At 44.1% G+C, this 22,257-nt stretch carries 25 protein-coding genes, 1 pseudogene and 1 other annotated feature; of the genes and pseudogenes, 11 read left to right on the top strand and 15 right to left on the bottom strand.

Annotation, left to right across the window (positions count from 1 at the left end):
* Positions 1-11 precede the first annotated feature (11 nt).
* Positions 12-3,398 (top strand): dynamin family protein, encoded by a 3,387-nt coding sequence (locus KNO76_RS07055; protein ID WP_214884112.1) that lies wholly within the window; start codon positions 12-14, stop codon positions 3,396-3,398.
* Positions 3,399-3,537: 139 nt separating this feature from the next.
* Here the strand turns inward: KNO76_RS07055 and KNO76_RS07060 are convergent, their stop codons facing one another.
* Complete coding sequence (locus tag KNO76_RS07060) at positions 3,538-4,518, bottom strand: Gfo/Idh/MocA family protein (protein WP_214884115.1); 981 nt, start codon at positions 4,516-4,518, stop codon at positions 3,538-3,540.
* Between the two features lie 172 nt (positions 4,519-4,690).
* Here KNO76_RS07060 and KNO76_RS07065 point away from each other — a divergent pair, with 172 nt between their 5' ends.
* Entirely contained in the window at positions 4,691-5,410 is a 720-nt protein-coding gene (locus KNO76_RS07065) for a DUF5694 domain-containing protein (RefSeq protein ID WP_214884118.1), read from the top strand.
* Between the two features lie 121 nt (positions 5,411-5,531).
* Here KNO76_RS07065 and KNO76_RS07070 read toward each other — a convergent pair whose 3' ends face one another.
* The 3 genes from KNO76_RS07070 to KNO76_RS07080 all read right to left on the bottom strand — a co-directional run bounded on the left by KNO76_RS07070 (position 5,532) and on the right by KNO76_RS07080 (position 7,347).
* On the bottom strand, positions 5,532-6,191 hold the full coding sequence (locus tag KNO76_RS07070; RefSeq protein WP_214884121.1) for a hypothetical protein: 660 nt from the start codon (positions 6,189-6,191) through the stop codon (positions 5,532-5,534).
* Between the two features lie 6 nt (positions 6,192-6,197).
* Complete coding sequence (locus KNO76_RS07075) at positions 6,198-6,878, bottom strand: hypothetical protein (RefSeq protein ID WP_214884123.1); 681 nt, start codon at positions 6,876-6,878, stop codon at positions 6,198-6,200.
* A gap of 100 nt (positions 6,879-6,978) precedes the next feature.
* Positions 6,979-7,347 (bottom strand): PH domain-containing protein, encoded by a 369-nt coding sequence (locus KNO76_RS07080; RefSeq protein WP_214884126.1) that lies wholly within the window; start codon positions 7,345-7,347, stop codon positions 6,979-6,981.
* Positions 7,348-7,466: 119 nt separating this feature from the next.
* Here KNO76_RS07080 and KNO76_RS07085 point away from each other — a divergent pair, with 119 nt between their 5' ends.
* The 5 genes from KNO76_RS07085 (at position 7,467) to KNO76_RS07105 (ending at position 10,263) form a co-directional block, all read left to right on the top strand.
* On the top strand, positions 7,467-8,672 hold the full coding sequence (locus KNO76_RS07085) for a cation:proton antiporter (protein ID WP_214884129.1): 1,206 nt from the start codon (positions 7,467-7,469) through the stop codon (positions 8,670-8,672).
* A 98-nt stretch (positions 8,673-8,770) separates the two neighbouring features.
* Positions 8,771-9,067: a hypothetical protein gene (locus KNO76_RS07090; RefSeq protein ID WP_214884131.1), complete on the top strand. Its 297-nt coding sequence runs from the start codon at positions 8,771-8,773 to the stop codon at positions 9,065-9,067.
* Between the two features lie 25 nt (positions 9,068-9,092).
* On the top strand, positions 9,093-9,563 hold the full coding sequence (locus KNO76_RS07095; protein WP_214781078.1) for a helix-turn-helix transcriptional regulator: 471 nt from the start codon (positions 9,093-9,095) through the stop codon (positions 9,561-9,563).
* Positions 9,556-9,840 (top strand): hypothetical protein, encoded by a 285-nt coding sequence (locus KNO76_RS07100; RefSeq protein ID WP_214884133.1) that lies wholly within the window; start codon positions 9,556-9,558, stop codon positions 9,838-9,840. The genes KNO76_RS07095 and KNO76_RS07100 overlap by 8 nt, the downstream gene beginning before the upstream one ends.
* Positions 9,841-9,858: 18 nt before the next feature.
* Positions 9,859-10,263, top strand: a complete 405-nt coding sequence (locus tag KNO76_RS07105) for a nucleoside 2-deoxyribosyltransferase (protein ID WP_214884135.1) — start codon at positions 9,859-9,861, stop codon at positions 10,261-10,263.
* Between the two features lie 97 nt (positions 10,264-10,360).
* Here the strand turns inward: KNO76_RS07105 and KNO76_RS07110 are convergent, their stop codons facing one another.
* Positions 10,361-12,013: a M3 family metallopeptidase gene (locus tag KNO76_RS07110; protein WP_214884136.1), complete on the bottom strand. Its 1,653-nt coding sequence runs from the start codon at positions 12,011-12,013 to the stop codon at positions 10,361-10,363.
* A 150-nt stretch (positions 12,014-12,163) separates the two neighbouring features.
* Here KNO76_RS07110 and KNO76_RS07115 point away from each other — a divergent pair.
* Positions 12,164-13,030 (top strand): annotated as a pseudogene (locus KNO76_RS07115) (IS30 family transposase).
* 11 nt (positions 13,031-13,041) lie between these two features.
* Here the strand turns inward: KNO76_RS07115 and KNO76_RS07120 are convergent.
* A complete protein-coding gene (locus KNO76_RS07120; protein WP_214884138.1) occupies positions 13,042-13,479 on the bottom strand; it encodes a hypothetical protein in 438 nt (145 codons plus the stop codon).
* 220 nt (positions 13,480-13,699) lie between these two features.
* Positions 13,700-14,044 (bottom strand): amidase domain-containing protein, encoded by a 345-nt coding sequence (locus tag KNO76_RS14245; protein ID WP_214884139.1) that lies wholly within the window; start codon positions 14,042-14,044, stop codon positions 13,700-13,702.
* Between the two features lie 214 nt (positions 14,045-14,258).
* Positions 14,259-14,512 (top strand) — a binding site (T-box leader).
* A 58-nt stretch (positions 14,513-14,570) separates the two neighbouring features.
* On the opposite strand from KNO76_RS14245, the gene KNO76_RS07130 reads away from it, so the two are divergent.
* Entirely contained in the window at positions 14,571-15,803 is a 1,233-nt protein-coding gene (locus KNO76_RS07130) for an MFS transporter (protein ID WP_353047881.1), read from the top strand.
* Positions 15,804-15,870: 67 nt separating this feature from the next.
* Here KNO76_RS07130 and KNO76_RS07135 read toward each other — a convergent pair whose 3' ends face one another.
* Positions 15,871-16,257, bottom strand: a complete 387-nt coding sequence (locus KNO76_RS07135) for an NUDIX hydrolase (protein WP_214884145.1) — start codon at positions 16,255-16,257, stop codon at positions 15,871-15,873.
* Between the two features lie 91 nt (positions 16,258-16,348).
* Here KNO76_RS07135 and KNO76_RS07140 point away from each other — a divergent pair, with 91 nt between their 5' ends.
* A complete protein-coding gene (locus tag KNO76_RS07140; RefSeq protein WP_214884148.1) occupies positions 16,349-17,050 on the top strand; it encodes a CPBP family intramembrane glutamic endopeptidase in 702 nt (233 codons plus the stop codon).
* Between the two features lie 5 nt (positions 17,051-17,055).
* Here the strand turns inward: KNO76_RS07140 and KNO76_RS07145 are convergent, their stop codons facing one another.
* Together KNO76_RS07145 and KNO76_RS07150 are read right to left on the bottom strand one after the other, a co-directional pair.
* The gene (locus tag KNO76_RS07145; RefSeq protein WP_214884151.1) at positions 17,056-17,790 is read right to left on the bottom strand and encodes a MerR family transcriptional regulator; all 735 of its coding nucleotides are present in this window, start codon (positions 17,788-17,790) and stop codon (positions 17,056-17,058) included.
* A gap of 111 nt (positions 17,791-17,901) precedes the next feature.
* On the bottom strand, positions 17,902-18,447 hold the full coding sequence (locus KNO76_RS07150) for a Rossmann-fold NAD(P)-binding domain-containing protein (protein WP_214777148.1): 546 nt from the start codon (positions 18,445-18,447) through the stop codon (positions 17,902-17,904).
* Between the two features lie 217 nt (positions 18,448-18,664).
* Here KNO76_RS07150 and KNO76_RS07155 point away from each other — a divergent pair, with 217 nt between their 5' ends.
* Positions 18,665-19,474 (top strand): diguanylate cyclase domain-containing protein, encoded by an 810-nt coding sequence (locus tag KNO76_RS07155; protein ID WP_214884168.1) that lies wholly within the window; start codon positions 18,665-18,667, stop codon positions 19,472-19,474.
* 21 nt (positions 19,475-19,495) lie between these two features.
* Here the strand turns inward: KNO76_RS07155 and KNO76_RS14250 are convergent, their stop codons facing one another.
* From KNO76_RS14250 to KNO76_RS07180, 5 genes are all read right to left on the bottom strand, one after another.
* Complete coding sequence (locus KNO76_RS14250; protein ID WP_214884169.1) at positions 19,496-19,675, bottom strand: hypothetical protein; 180 nt, start codon at positions 19,673-19,675, stop codon at positions 19,496-19,498.
* Positions 19,676-19,685: 10 nt separating this feature from the next.
* Entirely contained in the window at positions 19,686-20,186 is a 501-nt protein-coding gene (locus KNO76_RS07165) for a VOC family protein (protein ID WP_214884172.1), read from the bottom strand.
* Between the two features lie 32 nt (positions 20,187-20,218).
* Positions 20,219-20,974, bottom strand: coding sequence for a hypothetical protein (locus KNO76_RS07170; protein ID WP_214884175.1), 756 nt, complete (start codon positions 20,972-20,974; stop codon positions 20,219-20,221).
* Between the two features lie 14 nt (positions 20,975-20,988).
* Positions 20,989-21,516 (bottom strand): DUF2199 domain-containing protein, encoded by a 528-nt coding sequence (locus KNO76_RS07175; protein WP_285800439.1) that lies wholly within the window; start codon positions 21,514-21,516, stop codon positions 20,989-20,991.
* 96 nt (positions 21,517-21,612) lie between these two features.
* Positions 21,613-22,251: a dehydroquinate synthase/iron-containing alcohol dehydrogenase family protein gene (locus tag KNO76_RS07180; protein ID WP_214884179.1), complete on the bottom strand. Its 639-nt coding sequence runs from the start codon at positions 22,249-22,251 to the stop codon at positions 21,613-21,615.
* Positions 22,252-22,257 lie beyond the last annotated feature (6 nt).

Genomic DNA, 22,257 nt, shown 5'->3' on the forward strand with positions numbered 1-22,257 from the left:
GGATGGGAAACATGCACGAACAACAAGAACAATTGGCACGGCTCGCTTTGACGTTTGAACAAGAGGAGATGACGGACGCTGCACGACTCGCTCGGACCGCCCTACAAAAAGTAACAAATGAAGAAGTCTGGATTGCCGTCTGTGGTCACTTCTCAGCCGGGAAGTCGACATTGCTCAATGACTGGCTAGAGGATGGATTCCTTCCGACAAGTCCGATTCCGACGAGTGCCAACATCGTCACGTTACGTGGTGGCGAATCAGCGGCATCCGTCGCCATCAATGATACGGATTGGATTTCATTAGACCCTTCTTCCCTATCAAACATTAGTGACTATTGCAAAGTCGAGGAAATCAAGGAAGTCGAGTATACGATTGACCGGTTCCCATTTGATGAACACGTCGTATTGATGGATACGCCAGGAATTGACTCGACCGATGAACGTCATCGCCAAGCGACGGAACGCTCGCTCTTCTTGGCCGATCACTTGTTCTTCATGATGGACTACAACCATGTCCAGTCAGAACAAAACATCGGCCTGATGAAACAATTTAGTCGAGAAGGACGTCCCTACTCGATCATCATTAACCAAATCGACAAGCACGACGAAGGGGAGATCTCCTTTGTAGACTTCAAGGCGTCGTTGACGAAAGCATTCCGTCATCATGACATCGTTCCGAATGACACGTTCTACATTTCACTTCGTGATTTACAGCATCCTCATAATGAAGTCGAGCGATTACGGTCGTATGTGCGACAAGTCATGACAGAATCGAGACAGCAGCAAGTCAAGCATGCGGATGCATTGATTCATACGCTAGTCCGCCGCAACGAAGCATCGATTCAATCGACGTTGGATCAATTGCCGACCTATGAGAAGAGTCCGAAGGAAATACAATCTCGCCTGCACCGCCTTGAGAAGAAACGGGCATGGTGGACATCGTTCCGTCGTGAATTCTTCAAACACCAAGCGCTAATAGTCGAGAGTGCACCCATCATGACCTATGAATTCCGTGAATTGTTGCGGTCCTATCTCGAAAGTTGTGCCCCGTCCTTCAAGGTTGGTCTCTTATTCTCGAAAGAGAAGACAAAACAAGAACGAGCTCGTCGTGAAGAAGTGGCGGTCAAAGAGTTCAATCGTCTGATTGACATGAATTTACGTCCACACCTCGTGAAGTACGCGGAAGACATCATTCGGGATTTGAAACTTCCAGAAACGTTGCTACCGAAAGGTGATGTCCTCCCGATTGCACCGAACTCACTCATCACCGAGCAAGTGAAGTCCGGTGCATCCCTCAGCGGTGACACCGTCTTACAATTTAGCCGTGACATCGAGACAGCCCTCGCGACATGGGTCACGAAAGTATCAGAACCGTGGGTCCATTCGACGGATACGTATATGAAAGCTGAAGTCGACACGCGCTTGGAACTATTTTCAGCTGAAGAAGACGAGTTGTATGAAGCGCTCGATACGGAAGCGTTACGGATTCGTCTTTCGAACCGTCTGAATGCTATCGGTCAATATGAAGCGTTGCAACTTGATTCAAATCAGTTAAATCAGTTGGCCGTTCGAAACTATGTTGATGCAACGTATCTCCCCGAAAAACAGTCGAATGTTGTTGAATTAGAGGTTGCATCGACGTCGATTTTAGATGATGATCATGATTTATTTGATTTTGATTTTTCTTATGAAAATGAGGTATGTGAAATATTAGAGAATCATCCGTTATTCCGCTCCCGTGTCTCGACATTACGCAAGAAAATCGAGCGTGCGAAGCATGAACAGTACACGTTCGCCATCTTCGGAGCATTTTCGGCTGGAAAGTCCTCGACTCTCAATGCGCTATTCGGTGAGACGGTATTACCGACGTCCCCTAACCCGTTGACGGCATCGATCACAAAAATTGTCCCGCCGAACGGACGGACGAATCGAACGGCATCGATCACCTTCAAATCACACGATGAACTCGAAGAAGAGTTACAAGGTTATGGGACTTCCCTCGCCTCTCTCGATGTCGACCACCCGTTCGTCAATGCCGTAAAATCGGCACCGCTCGAGTACCTCGGACGAACGGAAGTCGTCGACTATGACACGTTCTGCGCATTCGTCGCACAAGAAGAGAAGAGCTGTATCGTGAAAGAGATCGAACTGTATCTCGACTCTCCTTGGGCACGGCGTGGCATCGTCTTCGTCGATACGCCTGGTGCCGATTCGCAGTTCAATCGTCATAGCGAGGTACAGTTCGGCTACATGCGTGACGCGGACGCCGTCTTGTTCGTCACGTATTACAATCATGCGTTCACGGAAGCGGACCGGGAGCTCGTCATCCAACTCGGGCGGGTCCAGGGGACAGGAGATCACGAGATGTTCTTCCTCGTGAACGCATCTGATCTTGCGACAGATGACGAGGAGCGGGATGCGGTCACAAGCTATGTCTCACAACAGTTGACCGCGCTCGGTGTCCGCAGACCAAGCGTTCTCCCCATCTCAAGCCGAAACGCCATGCATGGGGATGACGGAGGATTCGATCGATTCGTCTCGACACTTGAACGCTATGTCGACAAAGACCTTCGTCTCGCCAACGCAATGCGTATACAGGAAGAAACGACAGCGCTACTCGCTGCATTTGATCGTGTTTTGAATGAAGCGAAAGAAGACGCGTCGGCGAAAGAACATCGTCGCCAGCAGTTGATCGCTTTACTCGAGAACCCACCGGCACTCGATGTGTCAGCACTCATCGATTTATTTGACCGGGAAGCGAAAGAACTCCTCGCCCACCTCGAGACGCGTTCGCTCCTCCGCCTCTCGGACTTCGTCAAGGAAACGTTCCATCCGGTCGAGGTCGATGGGTCAAGGAAGAGCTTGGAGCGTGCCCTCGGACGGACACTCGATAAGTATGCCTATGACATCCAGCAAGAGCTCCAAGTGTTCCAATATCGGTTGGAGCGATACGTTAAACGCGAGTTCGTCGCCTTGGTCGAACGGTTGACCGAACGTCAAGCGTCTCTCCTTCCGACGCTTGAATTCGACCGAGATCTCGACGTGGCATGGCTACGAGAGGCTGTCGAACCGATTCATCTCGAAACATCACCCTATCAGTCGGTGTTGAAGCGCTATAAGAATGCGAGTCAATTTTTCGAGGGAGACGGACGGACGCAACTGAAAGATGAGTTGACCTCACTGCTTCGCGATATGATTCGGTCGCGTCTTGAAACGATTCACTCGAAACAAGTCGAGCGGGCTAACGAAGAAATCAAGAAATCCGAAATTGAGATTGAACGAGAATGGTCGACTCAAGTGACGGAAATCGCCGATGCAGAGCTCAGCATGTTGACGGACAACCATTCCTTTGATGACATGCGTGAACGACTCGAGTCGCTCAGAAAGGAAACGGTATGAACACATTACTACTCATCGGACTCATCCCTGCCGTCGTCATGACGATTGTATTGGGATTGTTTCTAAGGTATCTCTATTTGAACAAAGAATAATGGAAACAGTCCTTGATGTGCAGACGACATCAAGGACTGTTTTATATTTATTTATCTGCTGGATAGACCACACCAACGTGTTTGCGCACGGTCGTCATCACATTAGCTAAGCGAATCATATCGGTCGCTGAGTGCACAGCCGTTTCTGTATCCTCCGCTTTAATTGCTCGGACGAACGCTTCGATTTCATATGACATCGGAGCGTTCTGCGCTTCTGATATGATTTCTGATGTGCCATCCCGTAACTCTAGACGGACATCATCGCACGTCGCAATATCATCGATGATGATGCGTCCCTTTTCCCCGATAATCTCAGAAGGCGTCGATGTCGCATGGATCTTTGAATGCATGATGATCACATCAAGGTCATCATAGGAGAGAATGACCGTTCCGCTCCCGTCCACTCCCGATTCTAACGTAACCCCGCTCGCCTGGACTTCATTCGGCTGACCGAAGAGTTTTAAGGCTGGTCCGAGGAGATAGACACCGAGGTCCATCAACGAGCCGTTCGAAAACTCAGGATTGAACGTGTTTGGATTTTCCCCGTTCTTGTACAGGTCGTATCGTGAAGAATACTGTGATTTATTGAAGACGGCCCGACGCACCGGAGCAATTCGCTCCATCGCCTGTTGAACCCGTTCAAGGTTCGGCATGAACAGATTTCGTAGTGCTTCAAGTAAGACGACCTCGTTCTCTTTCGCGACTTCAATCATACGAGTGACTTCCTGGACGTTCGAGGCGAGCGGTTTTTCACAAAGGACGTGCTTGCCATGCTGCATGAACAAGATACTCTGTTCGGCGTGAAGTGAGTTCGGACTCGCAATATAGATGGCATCGATGACATCACTCTGCGCCATCTCTTCAAGTGACGTGAACGTATGTAAAATGGAGTGATTTTCTGCGTATTCTTTAACACGTGATTCCGTGCGCGAGTAGAGTGCTGTCACTTCTACATCATCCAACTGATTGATTGTGTCAATAAACCAGTCTGTGATGAAGTTTGTACCAATAATGCCGAAACGGATCATATGAATTCCTCATTTCTATGTATATTTCTATCAAGTTAATTAACTAGGGTGAACTCGAAGGTCCATGAGAAATATTGACTCGGTTCTTTTGAAATCAAGTAACAAAATATGAAACCTAGAAGAAGTATAAGCGTAGTTAACACTATACATCAAATTGATTAGGAGAATTGCTATGAATAAAACAGACATATTGCTCGTTGGCACAACACATCTAAACATTCCACACAATGGTGATTTATTTATGCCCGACATGCCAGATGTGTTGAGCGAAAATCGTCAGTTAGAAATTAAACAATTCGTAAATCAATTTAAAAAATTTGAACCTACTAAAGTATGTATAGAAGTTAATACTAAAAATAAAGTATACATAAATGAGCAGTTTCAACGTATCATTCAGCAACCGGAATTAGCAACCGCTAACGAACGCGAACAAATCGCATTCCGACTTGCACACCAATCTCATCTAGATTGCGTATATCCAATCGATTGGAATGAGGATGAAGGATTCAGTTTAGAAACCATTGTTCAAGATAAGAAGCGAGAAATGGAACAAGTATTATCATCCCAACAAAATCTCATGAATAATATCGAAACAATATTTAAGAATCGTACGATTTCTGACTATTATAAAGAAATCAACCACCCTACAATTTCATTATCTATGCATCGCGCCTATATAGAGATTGCATCTCTTGAAGTGTCTGGCACTAGGTGGGTATCACACTACTGGTATTTTCGTAACTTAATGATTTTTAAGGAATTAATGTCACTAAGGGAATCAAATGATCGCATCTTTGTACTTTATGGTTTAGGACATATTCATCTGTTAAAGCAATTCTTGGGTGAGAGCGGATTATTTTCTGTTCATGACTTGAACTCTTATTTAATATAAATTCGGTATGTGAAATAATATTAATAGCTTTTTTGGCCTTTAATTTTGTGACTAAATCCACTGACTCTCAATACGATAAAGAATTCAATTGATTGCCCATTTAATCTACTTTATATCTTCGTTAACTTTCGAATAGTTCGGCACGCTTTCTATCCTCGAATGGCCAGCGATACACCTGCTCGTCTTTCATAACATAGGCAACACCGTCTTCTATCATCAATGACGAACAGTCAAGGAAATGACGTGGCATCGGATAGGAGTCAATCCGTCCGTTCATTTGGACATGGACGAGACGAGCATCGATTGAAGAAATGACCCACACCCCCGCTTCTGACGCGTACATTACGTCACAATCATGAAGAACTGGAGCCTTTCTGACTTCTTGATTATAGCGAAAACGTACGGTTCCCTCCTTTGAGAAACAGACGAGTGCCCCGGTCGAGATCCCATCTCCAAAGATGCCCTCGTCCCCATACCCGATCCAAATTCCCGTATCATTCATTACAACCGCTGCAATCGCGTTACCTGCGTGAAATGAATGTTTGATGTCTCCGTCTGCATCTAACACCCACGCATTGATTGGTTCCCCTTCTAACGTAAACGCCCAGATGAACAAGTGATTCTCGTCAATGATTCGAATACCCGCCACATATTCATGACGTTTGAAGTCCATAATCAACCCATTCCAATGGATGTAGAATTGATGATTGGACTTGACCAAACGTGCGGAACCCAATGACTTGCGCGCATCGGAATCAACCACCTCTATTTCATCGTTCATACACCATCACCCCTTACCGTCTTCGAATCGCTTAAACTCCAACGCCGCTCGAAATCGTCTAGATTCTTCATCACTCACCACTACATCCATATATCTCGATTTCCAATATGGGGAGAGGTCCAACTCTTCCACTCCGATTCGCTTGAACCAATCCAACACTGTCTCATTCGATTGATGTCTTGAGGCAATCGGCAAGTCCAGATTGAACTGGATGAGCGCATTCCGAACCGCATTATCGGTCCATTGAACCTCTTTGGATTCCACAAATCCATTTGCTTTAGCCTTACGCCCTTTTCGTTTTACGGTGCCACTCGAGAAATCAATAGTCGAGACGACACGCTTTCTTTTCCGTAGCATGCTGAGCGTCAAAATCAGGAGAACAATCAAACCCCCAATAAGGAACCATAACCAGTATGAATTTCCCGACTCGGTTACTGTCCCTCCTGTTTCGAACGTATAGTCTAAAAAGTCATTCTTCAAGAATTGAAAATCCTCATCATCTTTCAGACGAAACTTCCCTCCAAATTCATCACTGCTGGTTCCGTCCTCTCCAGACAAGAGAAGCACAATTCCACCTTTTGTCGGGTCGTGAAACCAGTCCCAAAACAGTCGAGCCAAATAGATGAATCCAGTCACCAACATCAAACTACCTAACATGACCATCAATAGTCGGATTGTATATCGCATCGTAACCTCCGTCACACATTATGTACTATCGTAACACGACATACGACGAATTGTCAGAAAAATCCAAATAAAAGGACCGGAAGATTTTCGGTCCACTGATTTACAAAATTGCTTCCGCGAGCAGACGGTCGAACTTACGCACGTCCACTTTCTTGTTCAAATTAATTTTAATTGTACCGGCGCGAGTGAACAGCTGGACTTCGGAATTAAAGTCGAACATCCTCCCCGCATTCTCCGTCGAGTACATATTGATTGAGTCGTACGGAAGCGAGTAGACCTCAATTTTTTTACCTGTCAGCCCTTGCGCATCGCGGACAATCAGACGTTTGTTCGTGAAGACGGCGACGTCACGGACAGTCTTATAGGCAGCGACCGCCCGCTCCCCATCGATGAATGACTCCGTGATATCATTCGGCACCTCGCACTCTGAATAAAACGTCCACGACAAATCGCCAATCGGGTTTCCCATATCGATTCCTCCCTATATGAAATGAATGTACTATCCCCTATATTCCACATTTCTTGTTTGATTAGACCTTGAATGGGAAGATAGTGTATAGCAACTTGATTGTAGAGGAGGACGTCGTCATGATTGCGCAACAAATCATCACATTGCTACTGATTGGCTATCTCATTTATTTGATTGATTCCAAACGAAATTACTTCCCTGTCCCGGTCATCTTGGTCTTGATCGGGATTGGTCTCTCATATATCGCCTTTTTTGATTCGGTATTCATTTCAAAAGATATGATCTTCGAGGTGTTCCTACCAGCACTTCTGTTTACATCGGCTTATCAGTTCAAATACAAAGATTTGAAAGACAATATCGGGATCATCACGATATTGAGTACGGTTGGTCTTGTCTTGACCGCCATCCTGATGGGGTATGGCACGTTTTGGATCAGCGAGCTCTTCACCCCGCTCAACCTGACCGCCTCATTCTTATTGGCGTCCATCTTGATTCCGACCGATCCCGTTTCCGTGACAGCCATTTTAAAACGGAGTAAAGGGGAAAAACGGATTGCGGATGTTGTCGAAGGTGAATCGATGGTGAACGATGGGACGAGTGTCGTCATCTTCACGATCTTCCTCAGTATGTTCGCGACAGGAGAACAGTTCTCCACGCTCAGCTTTTTAACTGAATTTTTGATTGTGTCTGCCGGAGGAATCGGCATCGGTTTTATCTTTGGATTTCTACTTAAGAAATTGATGATTGTCAGTTTTAAAAAACATGAACTCGTCATGTTGACGATCGTCATCGCATACGGGGCATTTTATCTCGCCGACGCGCTAGAAGTATCGGGTGTCCTTGCGACCGTCACAGCCGGAATGATGCTTTCTCATGAGCTCGGCATGAAAGAGGACTACGAATCGGTCCAGCGTCACTTGAATGGATTTTGGGACATCGTCATTCCGATATTGCTCGCTCTCCTGTTCTTATTGATTGGAATCGAAGCGACCAGCTATTTGTCTGTATCGCTCTGGACGTTCGCTGTTCTTTTATTCTTGCTTTCGCTTCTGACCCGGTTCATCGTCGTCGGCGGTCTCGTTTATACCGTTCCTGTATGGCGTAGAGAATTTAAAGACGATTTAACGGCGACTTCATTACTCACGTGGTCAGGAATTAAAGGGACGATGTCGATTGCCCTCGTCCTCTGGCTAGAGGCAGAGAACATTAACGGCTCGAGCGAAATGATATCTCTCGCGTTTGCCGTCATTTTACTCTCTCTGATCTTACAAAGCATCGGTGTCTACCCATTAACGACCTATTTAACGAATAAACATGACGAGTGACGGGACCCTTCCTTAGAGAAGGGTTTTTTACATTCTGAAATTGACATCGCCCACTTTTAGTGTAAAATTACACTTGTAATATACTAGGAGGTGATTCGTTGGAAAACACTTCAATACCATCCGCTGCCATCTCTACGGGGATTGTGACCGTCCTGCTTGCACTCATCGCTTCGTTTCTGACTCCATCGTTCTTGAAGGTTGGCATCATCTGGGATATTGTTGCGTTCTTAGTCATCGGGATTTCGACATTCAGTTTTACATACCATTATTATCAATCAAAACAATTGACCTACTGGCAATACATTTGCTGTTATATCATCGTCTGCCTGCTCTTATTTATCGTATTTCTCGGAATCTCGTGGATTTTGATTTTCATAAGCTCAGCGACGCTGTAAGTCAGACAAACAAGAAGGAGCACTTATGCAAAAATCCGAATTTATTGAACAAGTCTCTCGAAAAATGAAATTGATTCGTATCGAATCTCAGTATTCACAGGAAGAGATGGCGAACTTACTCGGTATTTCAAAAAAAACGCTTATCCAAATCGAGAAGGAGCGGAATGAAGCGAGTTGGTCGACGATTGTGACGCTATGCGCCTTGTTTAACGAAAGTGAGATTCTCATACACTTGATTGGTGACGACCCCGTCGAATTCGTCAAACTGATTGCGACCGAGAACACTTATGAGCCGAAAGAAAAAACACTCGGCGGACGCGTCTTTTGGCATGCAATCGAGTCAGGTCCACATTACACCCTTCAACAAAATATCATCAGCGGACATTATCGAATCATCGATCTCAACCATGTGAGGTGGTACAGCACGTTTGATGCAGAGGATGCCGAACAGGTAAGGTCGAAGTTGGAACATCAACGAGAGGGATTAAATGATTAAAAAGCGTAAAGATTTAATGATAGCTTTAATCCTCATCATCTTCACAATCACTTATTTTTGGTACGCTCCAAGCGTGACAAGTGGCACGATTGGATTCATCGGCACAATCATTTTACTCGTCCTCTCGTCGATTTTTACCACACGCTTGATTCAATCATACGTTTCACTTTCTTTGATGAAATTCGTCCTAATGATTGTGATTTCTTTCTTTGTACTTTGTTGCTTGTTGATCATTTTATTTTATGTTGTGGCTCTTTACCAGATGAATCATCTATAACGAATTGGAGGTTTTCACATGCGATTTTATGTCGGTTCAAGCTTTTCAAATATCGAAGAAGTACGGTTCATGCGTAATGAGCTGATTGCGCTCGGTCACACCCATACATATGATTGGACTCAAAACGAACGCGCCACATCGATTGATGCATTACGCTCGATTGGCGAAGAGGAGGTTTCTGGAATTCAATCAGCGGACTTTGTCGTCATCCTATTGCCTGGAGGTAAAGGCACACATGTTGAACTCGGGATTGCTATCGGGACGAGTAAACACGTTTTCCTATACGATTTGGGGGATCAGATGATGAATATGGAGGAGACGAGCACGTTTTATCATGTGAATGCGGTACAACGCTTGGAGGGACCGTTCAACGCCCTCCCCTACCAAATTCAAGATCGATTGAAGCTCTCTAATCACGTTTGAGCTGATGCCCTTTGTTCTCACGGAATCGAGCCGGGTTGTAGCCTACCCATTCCGTGAAATGCTTGTTGAGTTAATCTATATTTAATAGGTACTTAGATTAATCAATTCTACCCAATTGCATCACCAAATGTTGAATTTCAGTATTTAAGAAATCAGTCAACTCGACTAATTCTTCCTCAGATGGAAACAAGGATACGCCTGCTACTCGATAAGTATCAGGAATCGAAGCAGTACCACCTAAAGCTAATGCATTCTTATATTTGTTCAGAGTGTCGACCGGATGTTGCCTATACTGCATATACATGCGAAGTGCAGCAATCTGAGCAAGCGCATATTCTATGTAATAGAAAGGTGTTTCAAAAAGATGAATCACGCGCAGCCACTCTTTTCCTTTCAAATCACTCACATCGCTCCAATCAATCAAATCAGTCTCATATTGATCGACTAAGCGTTTAAATATTTCATCAAATGTGTCCACGTTCTTTTCTGAATCATATAGATTATGTTGAAATTGGTCCACGATGAAAACACTTGGTAAAAATTCGATGATTAATCGAAACTGTTCTAGTTTAGCTTGAATGAAAGCTCGTTCATCTGAAAAGATTTTTGTCCATTGGTCCATCGAAAATAGCTCTAGTGACATAGCTGCGAATTCGCCGACTTCAAACGAAATGGTCTGCGCTTCGAAAAATAGGTGTTGCTGTGAGAGATCATGGTGGATGGCGTGACCCATTTCATGTATTAACACAATGTAGTCATCAAATCCACCGAATCGGTTCATAAAAATGAAAGATGACCTTGAGTCGGGTAAAGATTCACAAAATCCACCTTCCGCTTTATTCGGTCGAGGCGTTAAATCGAGATGGCCCTTCGCACACATGTCCCTAAATAGCTTTTCAAAGTAGGGATCGACTTCATTCAAGATTCGTTCCGTTCCACTGATTAAGTCATGCAACGAAACGGATAAATCGTGATGATTCGAAAAGGGAGAAATGAATGAATCCCATGGCGAAAGTTTCGATTTCTTCAATTCCTTTGTCTGTAGTTGCTGGAACGAGCGGCGAAGTGGCTCAAAATGTCTACTCACTTGATTCGCAAATCGTATACAATCCTCGGCATCATAATCTAGACGACCTAGCTTCATAAAGGCTAGTTCACGATAACTCTTAGCGTTTAATCTTTGTGCCTGATGTTCCCTATTTTGAATAAGACTTCTCAAGCATTCAGTGATGTCAGCTTCTGTTGTGACATACGCTTTATAAATGAGCGTAAAAGCCTGTTTACGGATGGATTCGTCAGCATCGTATAGGTCTCCATGAAGTTCCGCAATCGATCTAGAATGATCTGTCGGGTCAGTCAATTGACCGATCGTTTGCAAATACTTCTGTATAAGTTGATCCTCTTCGATCAATAAATCAACATTCTCTTCATGATAAAGATTCATCCGATTTCGCATTAGGCGCGTCACGTGATCCTCATCCTTAATAGACTGTAATATAATTCGTGAAACATGTCTTTTCAGCTCATTGAGTGCAGGTTTTATCACGGTTTGAACATGATGTTGTCTTTGATTTGCTTCTTCACAATCGCTGTGTCGCTGTACGTCAATGTAACTCTTCGTGACGTATTCATCATATTTTCCAATCAATGCTGAATATTTCGATATAAATCCATCTAACTGATTAGAATCAATTTTATGAATAGTTGCAAGTACTTGGTTCGTCTCTTTTATTTCTTTATAGTCGATCAACACTGCACCTCGATTCTTCGTTGGCTTTTTATATTATAGATGAATTATAAAATTAAGTGCGACACCCAAACGTGAACACAAAAAAGCCCATGACGCTCTCCTCGTGTAGAATGAAGTCACCACAACACACATTCAAACGGAGGAAATCGCATGAGCTACACCCATCTTACCACAACGGAACGCGTGAAAATAGAGACCTATCTGGAGCTCGGGATGTCCATCCGGTCCATCGCGAGACGGCTCGGGCGACAGCCCTCGACCGTCTCGCGGGAGATCAGACGGAACCCCGACTACGTGGCTGAACGTGCCCAGAAACGCTACGAGAAGACGAAGACCAACTGCGGCGCCAAAACGAAACTCGATGACACGATGCGCCGGACGATCGTCTAGAAGCTGCGTGCGACCTGGTCCCCGGAACAGATCGTCGGCCGTCTCTACACAGGGAAAATTGCCTTCTCCACCATCTACCGATGGATCTACGCGGGACGGATCGACGTCGGTCTCCCCATCTCGAAACGACCTCCAGAGGTCAGGGGTCGCCGGACATTCGGGCATTGGGAGCTCGACACCGTCGTCTCCGGACATGGGAAATCGAAGGCGTGCGTCGCGACGTTCATCGAGCGGAAGAGCAGGTTCTATCTCGTCCTGCCGATCGCGGACCGCACCGCGGCCTCGATGGAAGGGGCAATCCATGCGGTGCACGGCGCCTTCCCGGAAGGCACGTTCGAGACGGCGACGACGGACCGGGGCAAGGAGTTCAGCGGTCACGAGCGCATCCAGGCGTCGCTCAGCGTGCCGATGTATTTCGCCGACCCGTACGCATCGTGGCAACGGGGGAGCAACGAGAACGCCAACGGGCTCCTCCGCGAGTTCTTCCCGAAAGGAACAGACTTCGCGCAGGTGGCGCACGACGCACTCGCGGATGCGCTCGCCAAGATCAACGGGCGGCCGAGAAAATGCCTGAACTGGAAAACCGCACACGAGGCCTTCACCGAGGAAGTGTTGCGCTTAATTTGACAAACCGTCTATTAAATAAAACTAGGGAAGACAAAATACCGATTTTTAGGGTTCAGAATAATCGTATCTTCATGGTTCCCTTCTTTATCTTCCCACTGAATAGTCAATTCCACTTTTTCATCCTCACTTTTAAACATTGGTTCCCAAGTGTGAATGAAGATGGTGGAATTCTTTTCCCCCGTCAGGTGTTCGCTGGTATTCTCAAGCTCATGGATCAGCTCACCGTCTTTAGTGAGTTCAGCCCCAACTAATGTAGCATCGTTTTCACCAAGCCAGTACACGTAACCTGTCCAGTCACCTTTTGGAGCATTCGACTCTCTATTATATTCTGCTTCCCATTGTTTAGAATTCCCGATCCATTTAGGAGGTTGATTTATAGAAAAAATGATCCAGATTGCTAAGATCGAAACAATAGATAAAATAGTGTAGGTGATCTTTTTATAGTTCATATAGTCTCCTCAAATTATCAAAGTCCTTATAAGACTTTATTTAATTTTAATTACTCTAAAACTAAGGGAATCATTGCCTCGGTTTTTGAAGTCTTGGTTATAATAATTGGCTGTATTAGAAGAAATATATACAGTTCCATTAGCTTTTCTATTTACGACAACCGAGTGAAACCATCCATTTTTACTTTTAAATTGAATGACATCTCCAACGTTTGCATTACTAATGATGGTGTTTTTTGTTAGTACTAGTTGTGGCGCTCATGCCTGTCTTTGTCCAATACGAGTAGAAATCCGTCACTCTTACCCATGAGGTAGATGTCTTATCTCGCATATAGCAACTATTAGACCCTGTGCAATCCATGTAGTTGTCATTAAACCAATACGTGGTCGTTTCAAGCATACCATTTTTTACAGGCGATGGTTTTACTTCCGCTTTTCCACCAGCGTGAATCGCATGTGAAACAAAATTAGTACAGTTTAAATTATAACGTTTATAATTGGGATTGGTTTTGGTTGCATATTGCCTTGCATAATCAGCCACTTTAGTTCTATTGTATGTAGCCATGATGGAGAACTGAGGAATTTTTAGCGATTCCTGTTCTTCTAATTCTTGTTCAAATTCTTCATTGGCAATATCACGAAGCTTAATATCTTCCTTTAAATTTTAATTATCCTAAATCTCTTTGATTTTTCATTCATGCAGGAATACTTTTGTTTTTATACGATGAATTGTTGTTTCCAATTTTTTCACAATGTGCTATCCTTTTAAAAATGATCTGACAAACGCGATGAAGAGAACAGTACATCAACGAATTTTTCGTAGAGAGCTCCGTCTGGTGAAAAGGAGTAAAGAACGTTGGTCGAAACAAGCCTCTGAGCAGCGCCATGGAACTCACCCCGAGGGATATGGCGACGGGCACTCCCGTTATAGAGTTGAGGTATAGTCCGATTTTTTCGGGAGTACCGAATAAGGTTCGTGCGGTAACGTGCGGACGAACAGGGGTGGCACCACGATGAGAATCTCGTCCCCAAGAATTCGTTCTTGGGGGTGGGATTTTTTTGCGTTCCGAAAGTGATCAATATTAGAAGGAGTGATTGACTTGAACTCGTTTCGAAAAACCTCTACGCTGCTGCTCGTCAGTGTCGGAACCTCAAACCTCGGTGCCTGGGTATACTTTATCGCACTCAACTTGATTGTCTTAGAGCTGACGGGATCCCCTTTCGCCGTCTCGATTCTCTATGTATTAGTCCCGCTCGCATCGCTCGTCTCGAATCTTTGGTCAGGTAGCCTGATTGACCGGGTCGATACGAGACGACTGATGATGTTACTGGATGGTCTGCGTGCGTTCCTCGTATTCAGCTTAGGCTGGATTGATTCACTGTGGCTCATCTACGGGATTGTCTTTCTTCTCAATGTGATGAGCTCGTTATTCGAATCATCGAGTCTGGTCTACATGACGCAACTCGTACCTGCTTCAAATCGACAAAAGTTCAATGCGATGAAGAACTTTGTGCAATCATCCGGATTTATTTTAGGTCCAACAATTGCCGGACTACTCTTGCTAGTTGGGAGTCCAACAACTGCAATTTTCGTGAACGCGTTCGCACTCGTTGTCTCGGTCGGAATGTTGTCGCGCCTACCGTCTCATCTTAGAACGAATGCATCTATTGAATCCTTCTCCGTCCGATTAATTATCGAAGATTGGAAAGTCGTCATCCGATTCGCTTCGAATGCCAGATATGTGACAATCATCTATGGCTTGTTCTGTGTCATAACCATCTTCATGTCTGGACTCGATTCGTTGGAAGCGTCATTTGCGACCCAAGTCCTTCACTTATCTGAGAGCCGATATGGCTTTCTTGTCAGTATCGCTGGGATTGGAATTATCGTTGGGTCACTCATCAATTCAAGATGGAGTCACCGTTTATCCTTATCGTTTTGTATCGGATTCGGGGCAATCATGACACCCGTCGGCTATCTCCTATTCGCAGGCTCTTCTTCGTTCACGATGGCTTCCATCGGATTCTTTATTCTGACGTTCGCGCTTGCGTTCGCCAATACCGGATTTTTGTCATTCTATCAACACCAAGTTCCTATCGAAATCATGGGCCGGTTCTCTGGCGTCATCAATGTGGCAGAGTCGCTATTCGTCATCCTGCTCACATTCGGGATTGGACTCCTTGCCGAAATGGTCGGGATTCGCCCAGTCTATCTCGCATTCTCGATTGTCTTCTTCCTCGTTGGTTGTTACACCATATATGTCATTCGCGATCGCTCGAAACGGGAGTATTTCATATACAATCAAATTGAAGAAGTGTCTTAAGTCATGAGCCGGTCGTTTTTATGCGACCGGCTTGTTTTAATCGATGAATCGCTTCATTGATTTTTCATCACACACTCCACCGTTTAATCAGCTCAAGATCCTCTGGAAATGCAAGTTCCAATCGCTCTATTTCATGAATCGACCACCATTTTACCTCATCAATGTCCGAGTCGATAGTTGCAGTCGCCACTCGCTCGTCACACGTTGCCAAAAAATAGTGCGTTTCGACTTGATAACTTGAGATGATGGCTCGTTTGATATGTGATCTTTGATTAATAGAAATGCGATAACCCGTTTCTTCGAACACTTCACGCAGATAACACTGTTCAGGCGTTTCTCCTTCTTCTAAACCACCTGATGGCAAACTCCATTGTTGCACGTCACGATTCTTTACGAGAAGAACTTTCCTCTCTTCGTTGATGCATAAAGCAGCTGATCCAATCCACTGTTTCATAGTTTTATTACTCCTTTTTCATTTTTCTGCTTGCAGGTGACGTTACGTCACCCGATATGATGGGGCTACAACCACATAAGGAGGAAATACGATGTTGAATCAAATGCAAAAGAAAACAACTCCCATTTGGACATGGAATCAGTTCGCAATTACGATGGTTCTTCTATTCGGAGTGACGCCCCTACTTATCGAGCGACAATTACACAACTTTCTAGAACAGTCATGGGGAAACACCCTCTATTCAGGAACAAGTATCGGCCTGTTATTAGCCATAATATTTATGACTGTCCTCTATCTCGTCGCAATACGTCCTCAAACCCTATCGCTGGAAACGTTAGGACTTCGCCGTTTTCCATTGAAAGATTCGGGCATCATCTTTCTATGGACAATTGTGTTAATTGTACTCAGTATCATCATCGTCGTATTCCAATCATATTTCGGCATCGGTACGTCGAATACAAAAACAGAGAGTTTGCAAAGTGACTTGTCGCTTATCTCCATACTGATTGCGTTTGGGTCGGCGGCCATCATATCACCAATCTATGAAGAAATCTTTTATCGTGGGTTCTTATACCGCTTCTTTCAAGAACGATTTGGGGTTGGGATCGGGATGATCGTAAGTGCTGGAATATTCACTCTCGCTCATTTACCGACGACAAACACGTTACTCGTCAATTTTGTATCGGGACTAGTATTCGCTTGGGTATATGAACGGACCAACTCTATCTATTCCAGCATGCTCATCCATGGCACCTTTAATGGGCTAGCCGTTCTATTGACTGCATTGGCATGAGGGAATCAGTCTGCTATCTCTTGATATAGTGAATCAATATAGGCAAGAATCGATGCATCGATTGGATACAGTCCTAATTCATTCGATGCATCAGTTGATTTTCGAATCTTCCAAAATGATTCAATCAATTGTTGATTGTCTCCAAATGTCTCGTCTGTTAACCAAGTCAAATCTTCTTTAAGAATTTGGGCTTCTTTTGAGGAAGGGGCGACCCCGCGTTCGATTAGAATTTCGGTTCTCCGAATCAAGTTGATCCACTTTTTCGTATCATGCTCACCGTCTTCTAATTTAGGTAAACTTGCTTGCAATGAATCAGACTCTTCTTCCGTAAAATAGTCCGTCCATTGTTTCCGGTCATTTGATTTAGCTTGAATAGTTTGCAGTTTCATCCAATCGATTTTTTCATTTTCAAGCTTCATGGATTGAAGGAGTGTGACAGTATGGTTTCTTGCCTGCTTCAATTCCTCTATCTTTCCTTCTAACGAGGACAGATGGGCGGACAAGATGCTTGTAAGTGATTCTTCATCTAAGATTCTCCGAATCTCATCAAGCGGCACGGCCATCGATTTTAAAAGCATGATTTTTTGAAGGCGAAACATTTCGTCGTCACTATAAAATCGTTTCTGTACATCGTTTGTATACGATGGAGTGACCAAATTGATTTGGTCATAGTATCGAAGCGTACGCACTGACACGTTCAGTTTTCTCGCGACCTCTCCCGTTGAATAGTGTCTGGTCAATTTTTGACCCTCCTAACTACATATGACGTGTATGTATGAATATCTTTTGAACTGATGAATCCCTTCATCCTAATCTGAAAATGAAATTCGTGGTACATCCCCATCCATTCACTAATCATTTCTCGAGTGAACATCTACGTCATCCTTTCGTGTCCCAATCAATCGATAGTCGTCTTGATTCTGAATGGCATCGAGAACCCCTTCTACAATCTCGTCATGTGTCAACCAACGGACAGATGCCATCTCATGAATTTCACCTAATTGAACTTGTCGATACGTTTGTTGTTCATTGAAACATAGACAATTCTTCTCATATTCCGAATTCGCCCGGCTACCTAAAATATGTATCACCTCTGCAGTCTCCGAATGTTCCAAAATGATTTGCATCGCTTTCCCTGAGCCGCGATGCACCCAGGCGATAACTCGATCAAACGGACCGTTTTGTTGAACTGCATGCTGCAGTGCGCTTGAAAGTGCTTCTTCCTCGCGATAATCAACAATCAGTGGATGACACGTTTCAGGATTTCGTTGTACGATGCTTGCCATTTTTTCTTTATCTCGTCCAATGACCGTGACATCCTGTTCAATCGCTAAATAAGATGTAAGTTCGGCCAACATCCCTGTCCCTCCGACAATCAACATATGTTTTAGATTCATACCACCACCTCGTTTTCCATTATACACCAATCATTCATTCTTCTTTTCCTATAGATGTGTTCGGAAATATTCACGTCTTTTCAAAAATAAACCTTTCATAATCGAGTGAATCACTTATAATGAATCAAGTGTTCAAATCGGTTTGAACACTCACTATTTTGGAAAATGGATAATAGTGTAACGATTTCAATTTATTTCTTTTAAGAGGAGGATACCTATGAGACATTGGACAACGAGTTCACTACAACTGATTGCACTCATCGTTGTATCGTTGGCATGTAGTATTCTATTTTCCTCTCTGCTGATCATGAATCATCTACCTGTTTGGTGGATGATCTGTATTCCGATTCTTTATCTTTCAACGTTGCTCATTTATCGCGGGTCTGGTGTACTCATTCTGTTAGGATTCGCTGCTTACTTTTTAATCACGATGCCTGTGTATGAGACTGCCGCTACTGCGCAACTATATATTTTATTACTATTAGCGATTTTGACGGGGTTGTCTTACTGGCTCCAAGTCAAGCTGTTTCATGCCCAGTTTGCACTAAAGGTTGCGGAAGCGAGGGTCAGTCAGTTAATTGCGGTCGACCCAGAGACTGGTTTTGATAACCGAGATCGGTTTTTGATGGATGTAGAGGCTGAACGGAATCGGTTGATTCGCCACGGGGAAACGTTTGTGGTGTCATTCATCACATTACCGATTCTTGATGATTTTGAAAAACGGTATGGTTCATCCGAGTATGAATGGTTCTTGAACTACTTTAGTGATGAACTTCACGAAGCGACTCGACGAACAGACAAGAAATATCGAGTTGCGCAAGACACATTCGCTATGATTTTCCCTCAAACGTCAATCGAAAATGCACAAATTGTACATGAACGAATCAGACAACTACTCCTAGAGTATTCACGTCAGAGCGGAGATTCGCTCACAGTTGAATGCTCAGACAAATCGTTTGAAGTGAACTTAGAGAACGCATCCATTCGATTAGAAGAAATTCATCGGTATATAGAATCTAAAGACTAAAAAATGAGTTCATTCGTGAACTCATTTTTTGATGGAGTGAATATGAAATTCGTGTTTCTCATCCATTTCGACGATATATTGTTGATCAAGTACCATCTGAATCGGGCTCGGAATCGACAGTTTTGGTGAGAAGAGCCAAACACGCCCTCGAGGTACGAGGAGAATGTAAGTATTGTGATTTGGAGGACCTATGAAGTTCAAATGACGAGGGTCAATTGAGTTTCCATCTCTCCCGTCTTACTCCAATTGTTTCAAGCTCCTGTGCGACGAGAGACGGGTCTTCTACCGTCAAACTCATCTCGCCGATTCCAAGAAACTCATTTGACGAAAAAGATTCGATGTTACTTTCCGGATTAATCGAATGTCGAGCAATCAACTCGACGATGTTCTCATCCGCGTCGTAAAAATAAAGCGACGATGCATCGATCCCTTCAAAATAGATTTCGTCCTCCCCGTCTTCGGTCAAAAGCGGGACACGTGACATGATCCATTCTTTTGCTTCTTTGAACCGGTTAGCCGGAATATTGATTGCGAAATGGTATTGTCGCTCTTGCGCCGTTACAGCCTCTTGAAATATCAAGGTATCTTCTCCTAATTCGATTTGAAATCGGGTCGAATCTTCGTCACCGACGGATAGTCCAAGCTTCTCCACATAAAAACGTTTCATTTCGTCGAGCCGGTTCGTATAGAGCGTGGCTTCTGTGATTCTCATAAAATCCCTCCTCGTATTCCTCATGTTCTTGCTTATCTATGTGACTTGATGGCTCGCTTGTATTTTTGGTATTCTGCCCAACTCATATTCATTCCTAGTAAATCAGAACAACAATCTTCTTTCCACGTAATCGGATTGAAACCAGTCTTTAACGCTACGTGACTCTTGCCTGAATCATCAAAATTCAGAGTCAATTGAGCCACACCTTTCTCCGTATAGGTTTTAGCCAATCTCGGATTATACCGGCTGTATTGCTCACCTAGAGAAAAATATGGCTGTACTGCCCACGGACATCGCTCAATTGCCATTTGAAGATATTCGCGCTCTTTATGTCGTAGCACCTTTGAAACGCTTAGACAAATCAATGCAGAAACTTCAGGTGTTGCTACTTCAATCAATCGATTCGCCACTTCAATGACTTCCTCGTCTATCTCAAAATCATTCCATCCCATATCATATAATGCCAAGGCAAAATAGAAGGGTTTATCTGGATGGTATGAAAAGGCGGTTCGGCAAAATGCATTCACTCGATCATAATCTTCAATCCGATCCAACCGTTCGTAACCAATAAGCAAATCCCAGCGATATGATTCGGTCGGATCGAGCAGCACATAGTCAATTAACAGCTGCTCGATGTCCGGAGTGTCGCCCATGAATTGTTCAAGTTCTTTGAATCGTTTGTCGTGAACAAGTAACTCGATTCGCTCCAACATCTTCTGCTGAATCGAAGTGAGCGCTTGATTTCCTGTATACAAATCGAAAATCAAAGATGACTTCAATTGACTCACCCTGATCTCCTCCTTTATCCGCTACGTTCAACGAGTCGGAATATATCATCGACCCGCGACCTCGTGATACCATTACGCTGCTCCATTGCAAGAGGATGATTCGTTGGTTCGAGTTCAATCAATGGACGTAGTCCGACTCCACGCATATGTACGTTTGTCTTTAGATTGATGGTATCTGGATAGATGGGAAGATCCGTCGATAACCAGCCGAACATCGGGCCGAGGTCTACACGAGCTGGTTCATCCCATAAATCGATGACTTTGAAAAAGTTATCCGCACTGAGTGATACCCAGACATTCCAGATGAAAGGATCGTCTTCTCCAATGATCGGGAGTTCGAGGCATCCGTTGATAAAGAAATGAGCTTCATCGAGGACGCAAATATCATCTGTCAAAACGACGCGCTTCTTCATCTCCCGTTTCGATAGGCCGTCTAATACTGATGGCATGATCGATCCAAAGCCGACTGTATGTTCTTTACTCGTGCCACATATCGAGCAGTTGCAATCACTATTGTGTTTTCGATTGAAAAGGTATCTCATAAGTACTCGCTTTCTGATTTGTGTTTAATTAATGGTATGTGAAATAAACCCATTCATTTTACACGTATTTCATTTTTTATAGGAAATCACGGTTTGTTAGACGAATGTAGTAACTCTTGAATCAGTCTCTAACACTCGCGTCCGCGTATCATTTTTAGATAAAAACACTTCTTCCCCATTTTCATCAAAGCAGTATGCGATCGGAAGCGAGATTCCACAATTTCGATACGATCCATCTGCGTGACTCGTTCCGATAATCATCGCTTTACGTTCCATCGCAATCTTTCTCGCTTCTTCCGTCCACTCCATGAATTGTTCCTCACTAAACATCCCGACTCCGATTGGATTAAATATGATCGACAGATGCTCATGCGTTTTCAAGCCCTCACACCCCATAAAAATCTCCCAGCAAAGTAAATAACCGTATTCTTCCGCTCCATCCGTGACACTTGATGGCATGAACAAGAGCTCATTCTCTGGTGTTTTCCGTCGCGTTAACAACGTGTCACCTTGCTTGTTTATGATGAGGACCCGATCTTTATTCGTGTCATCTCGATACCCTAAAACAATCGTTGTGTTGAATTGGATCGCTAAATCACTCAGCTCATCCAATTCTCTATATGTACAATACCCCTCTGGATAGAGAATCAAGTCCACCGTAGGGTTTGATTCAATCTCTCCCTTCAGTTGCTCGAGATTTCGCTCTATCTTCGGTTGCCCAATCAATATATTCATGACTAT

Source organism: Exiguobacterium sp. s101 (genome assembly GCF_018617835.1).
Taxonomy (GTDB): domain Bacteria; phylum Bacillota; class Bacilli; order Exiguobacteriales; family Exiguobacteriaceae; genus Exiguobacterium; species Exiguobacterium marinum.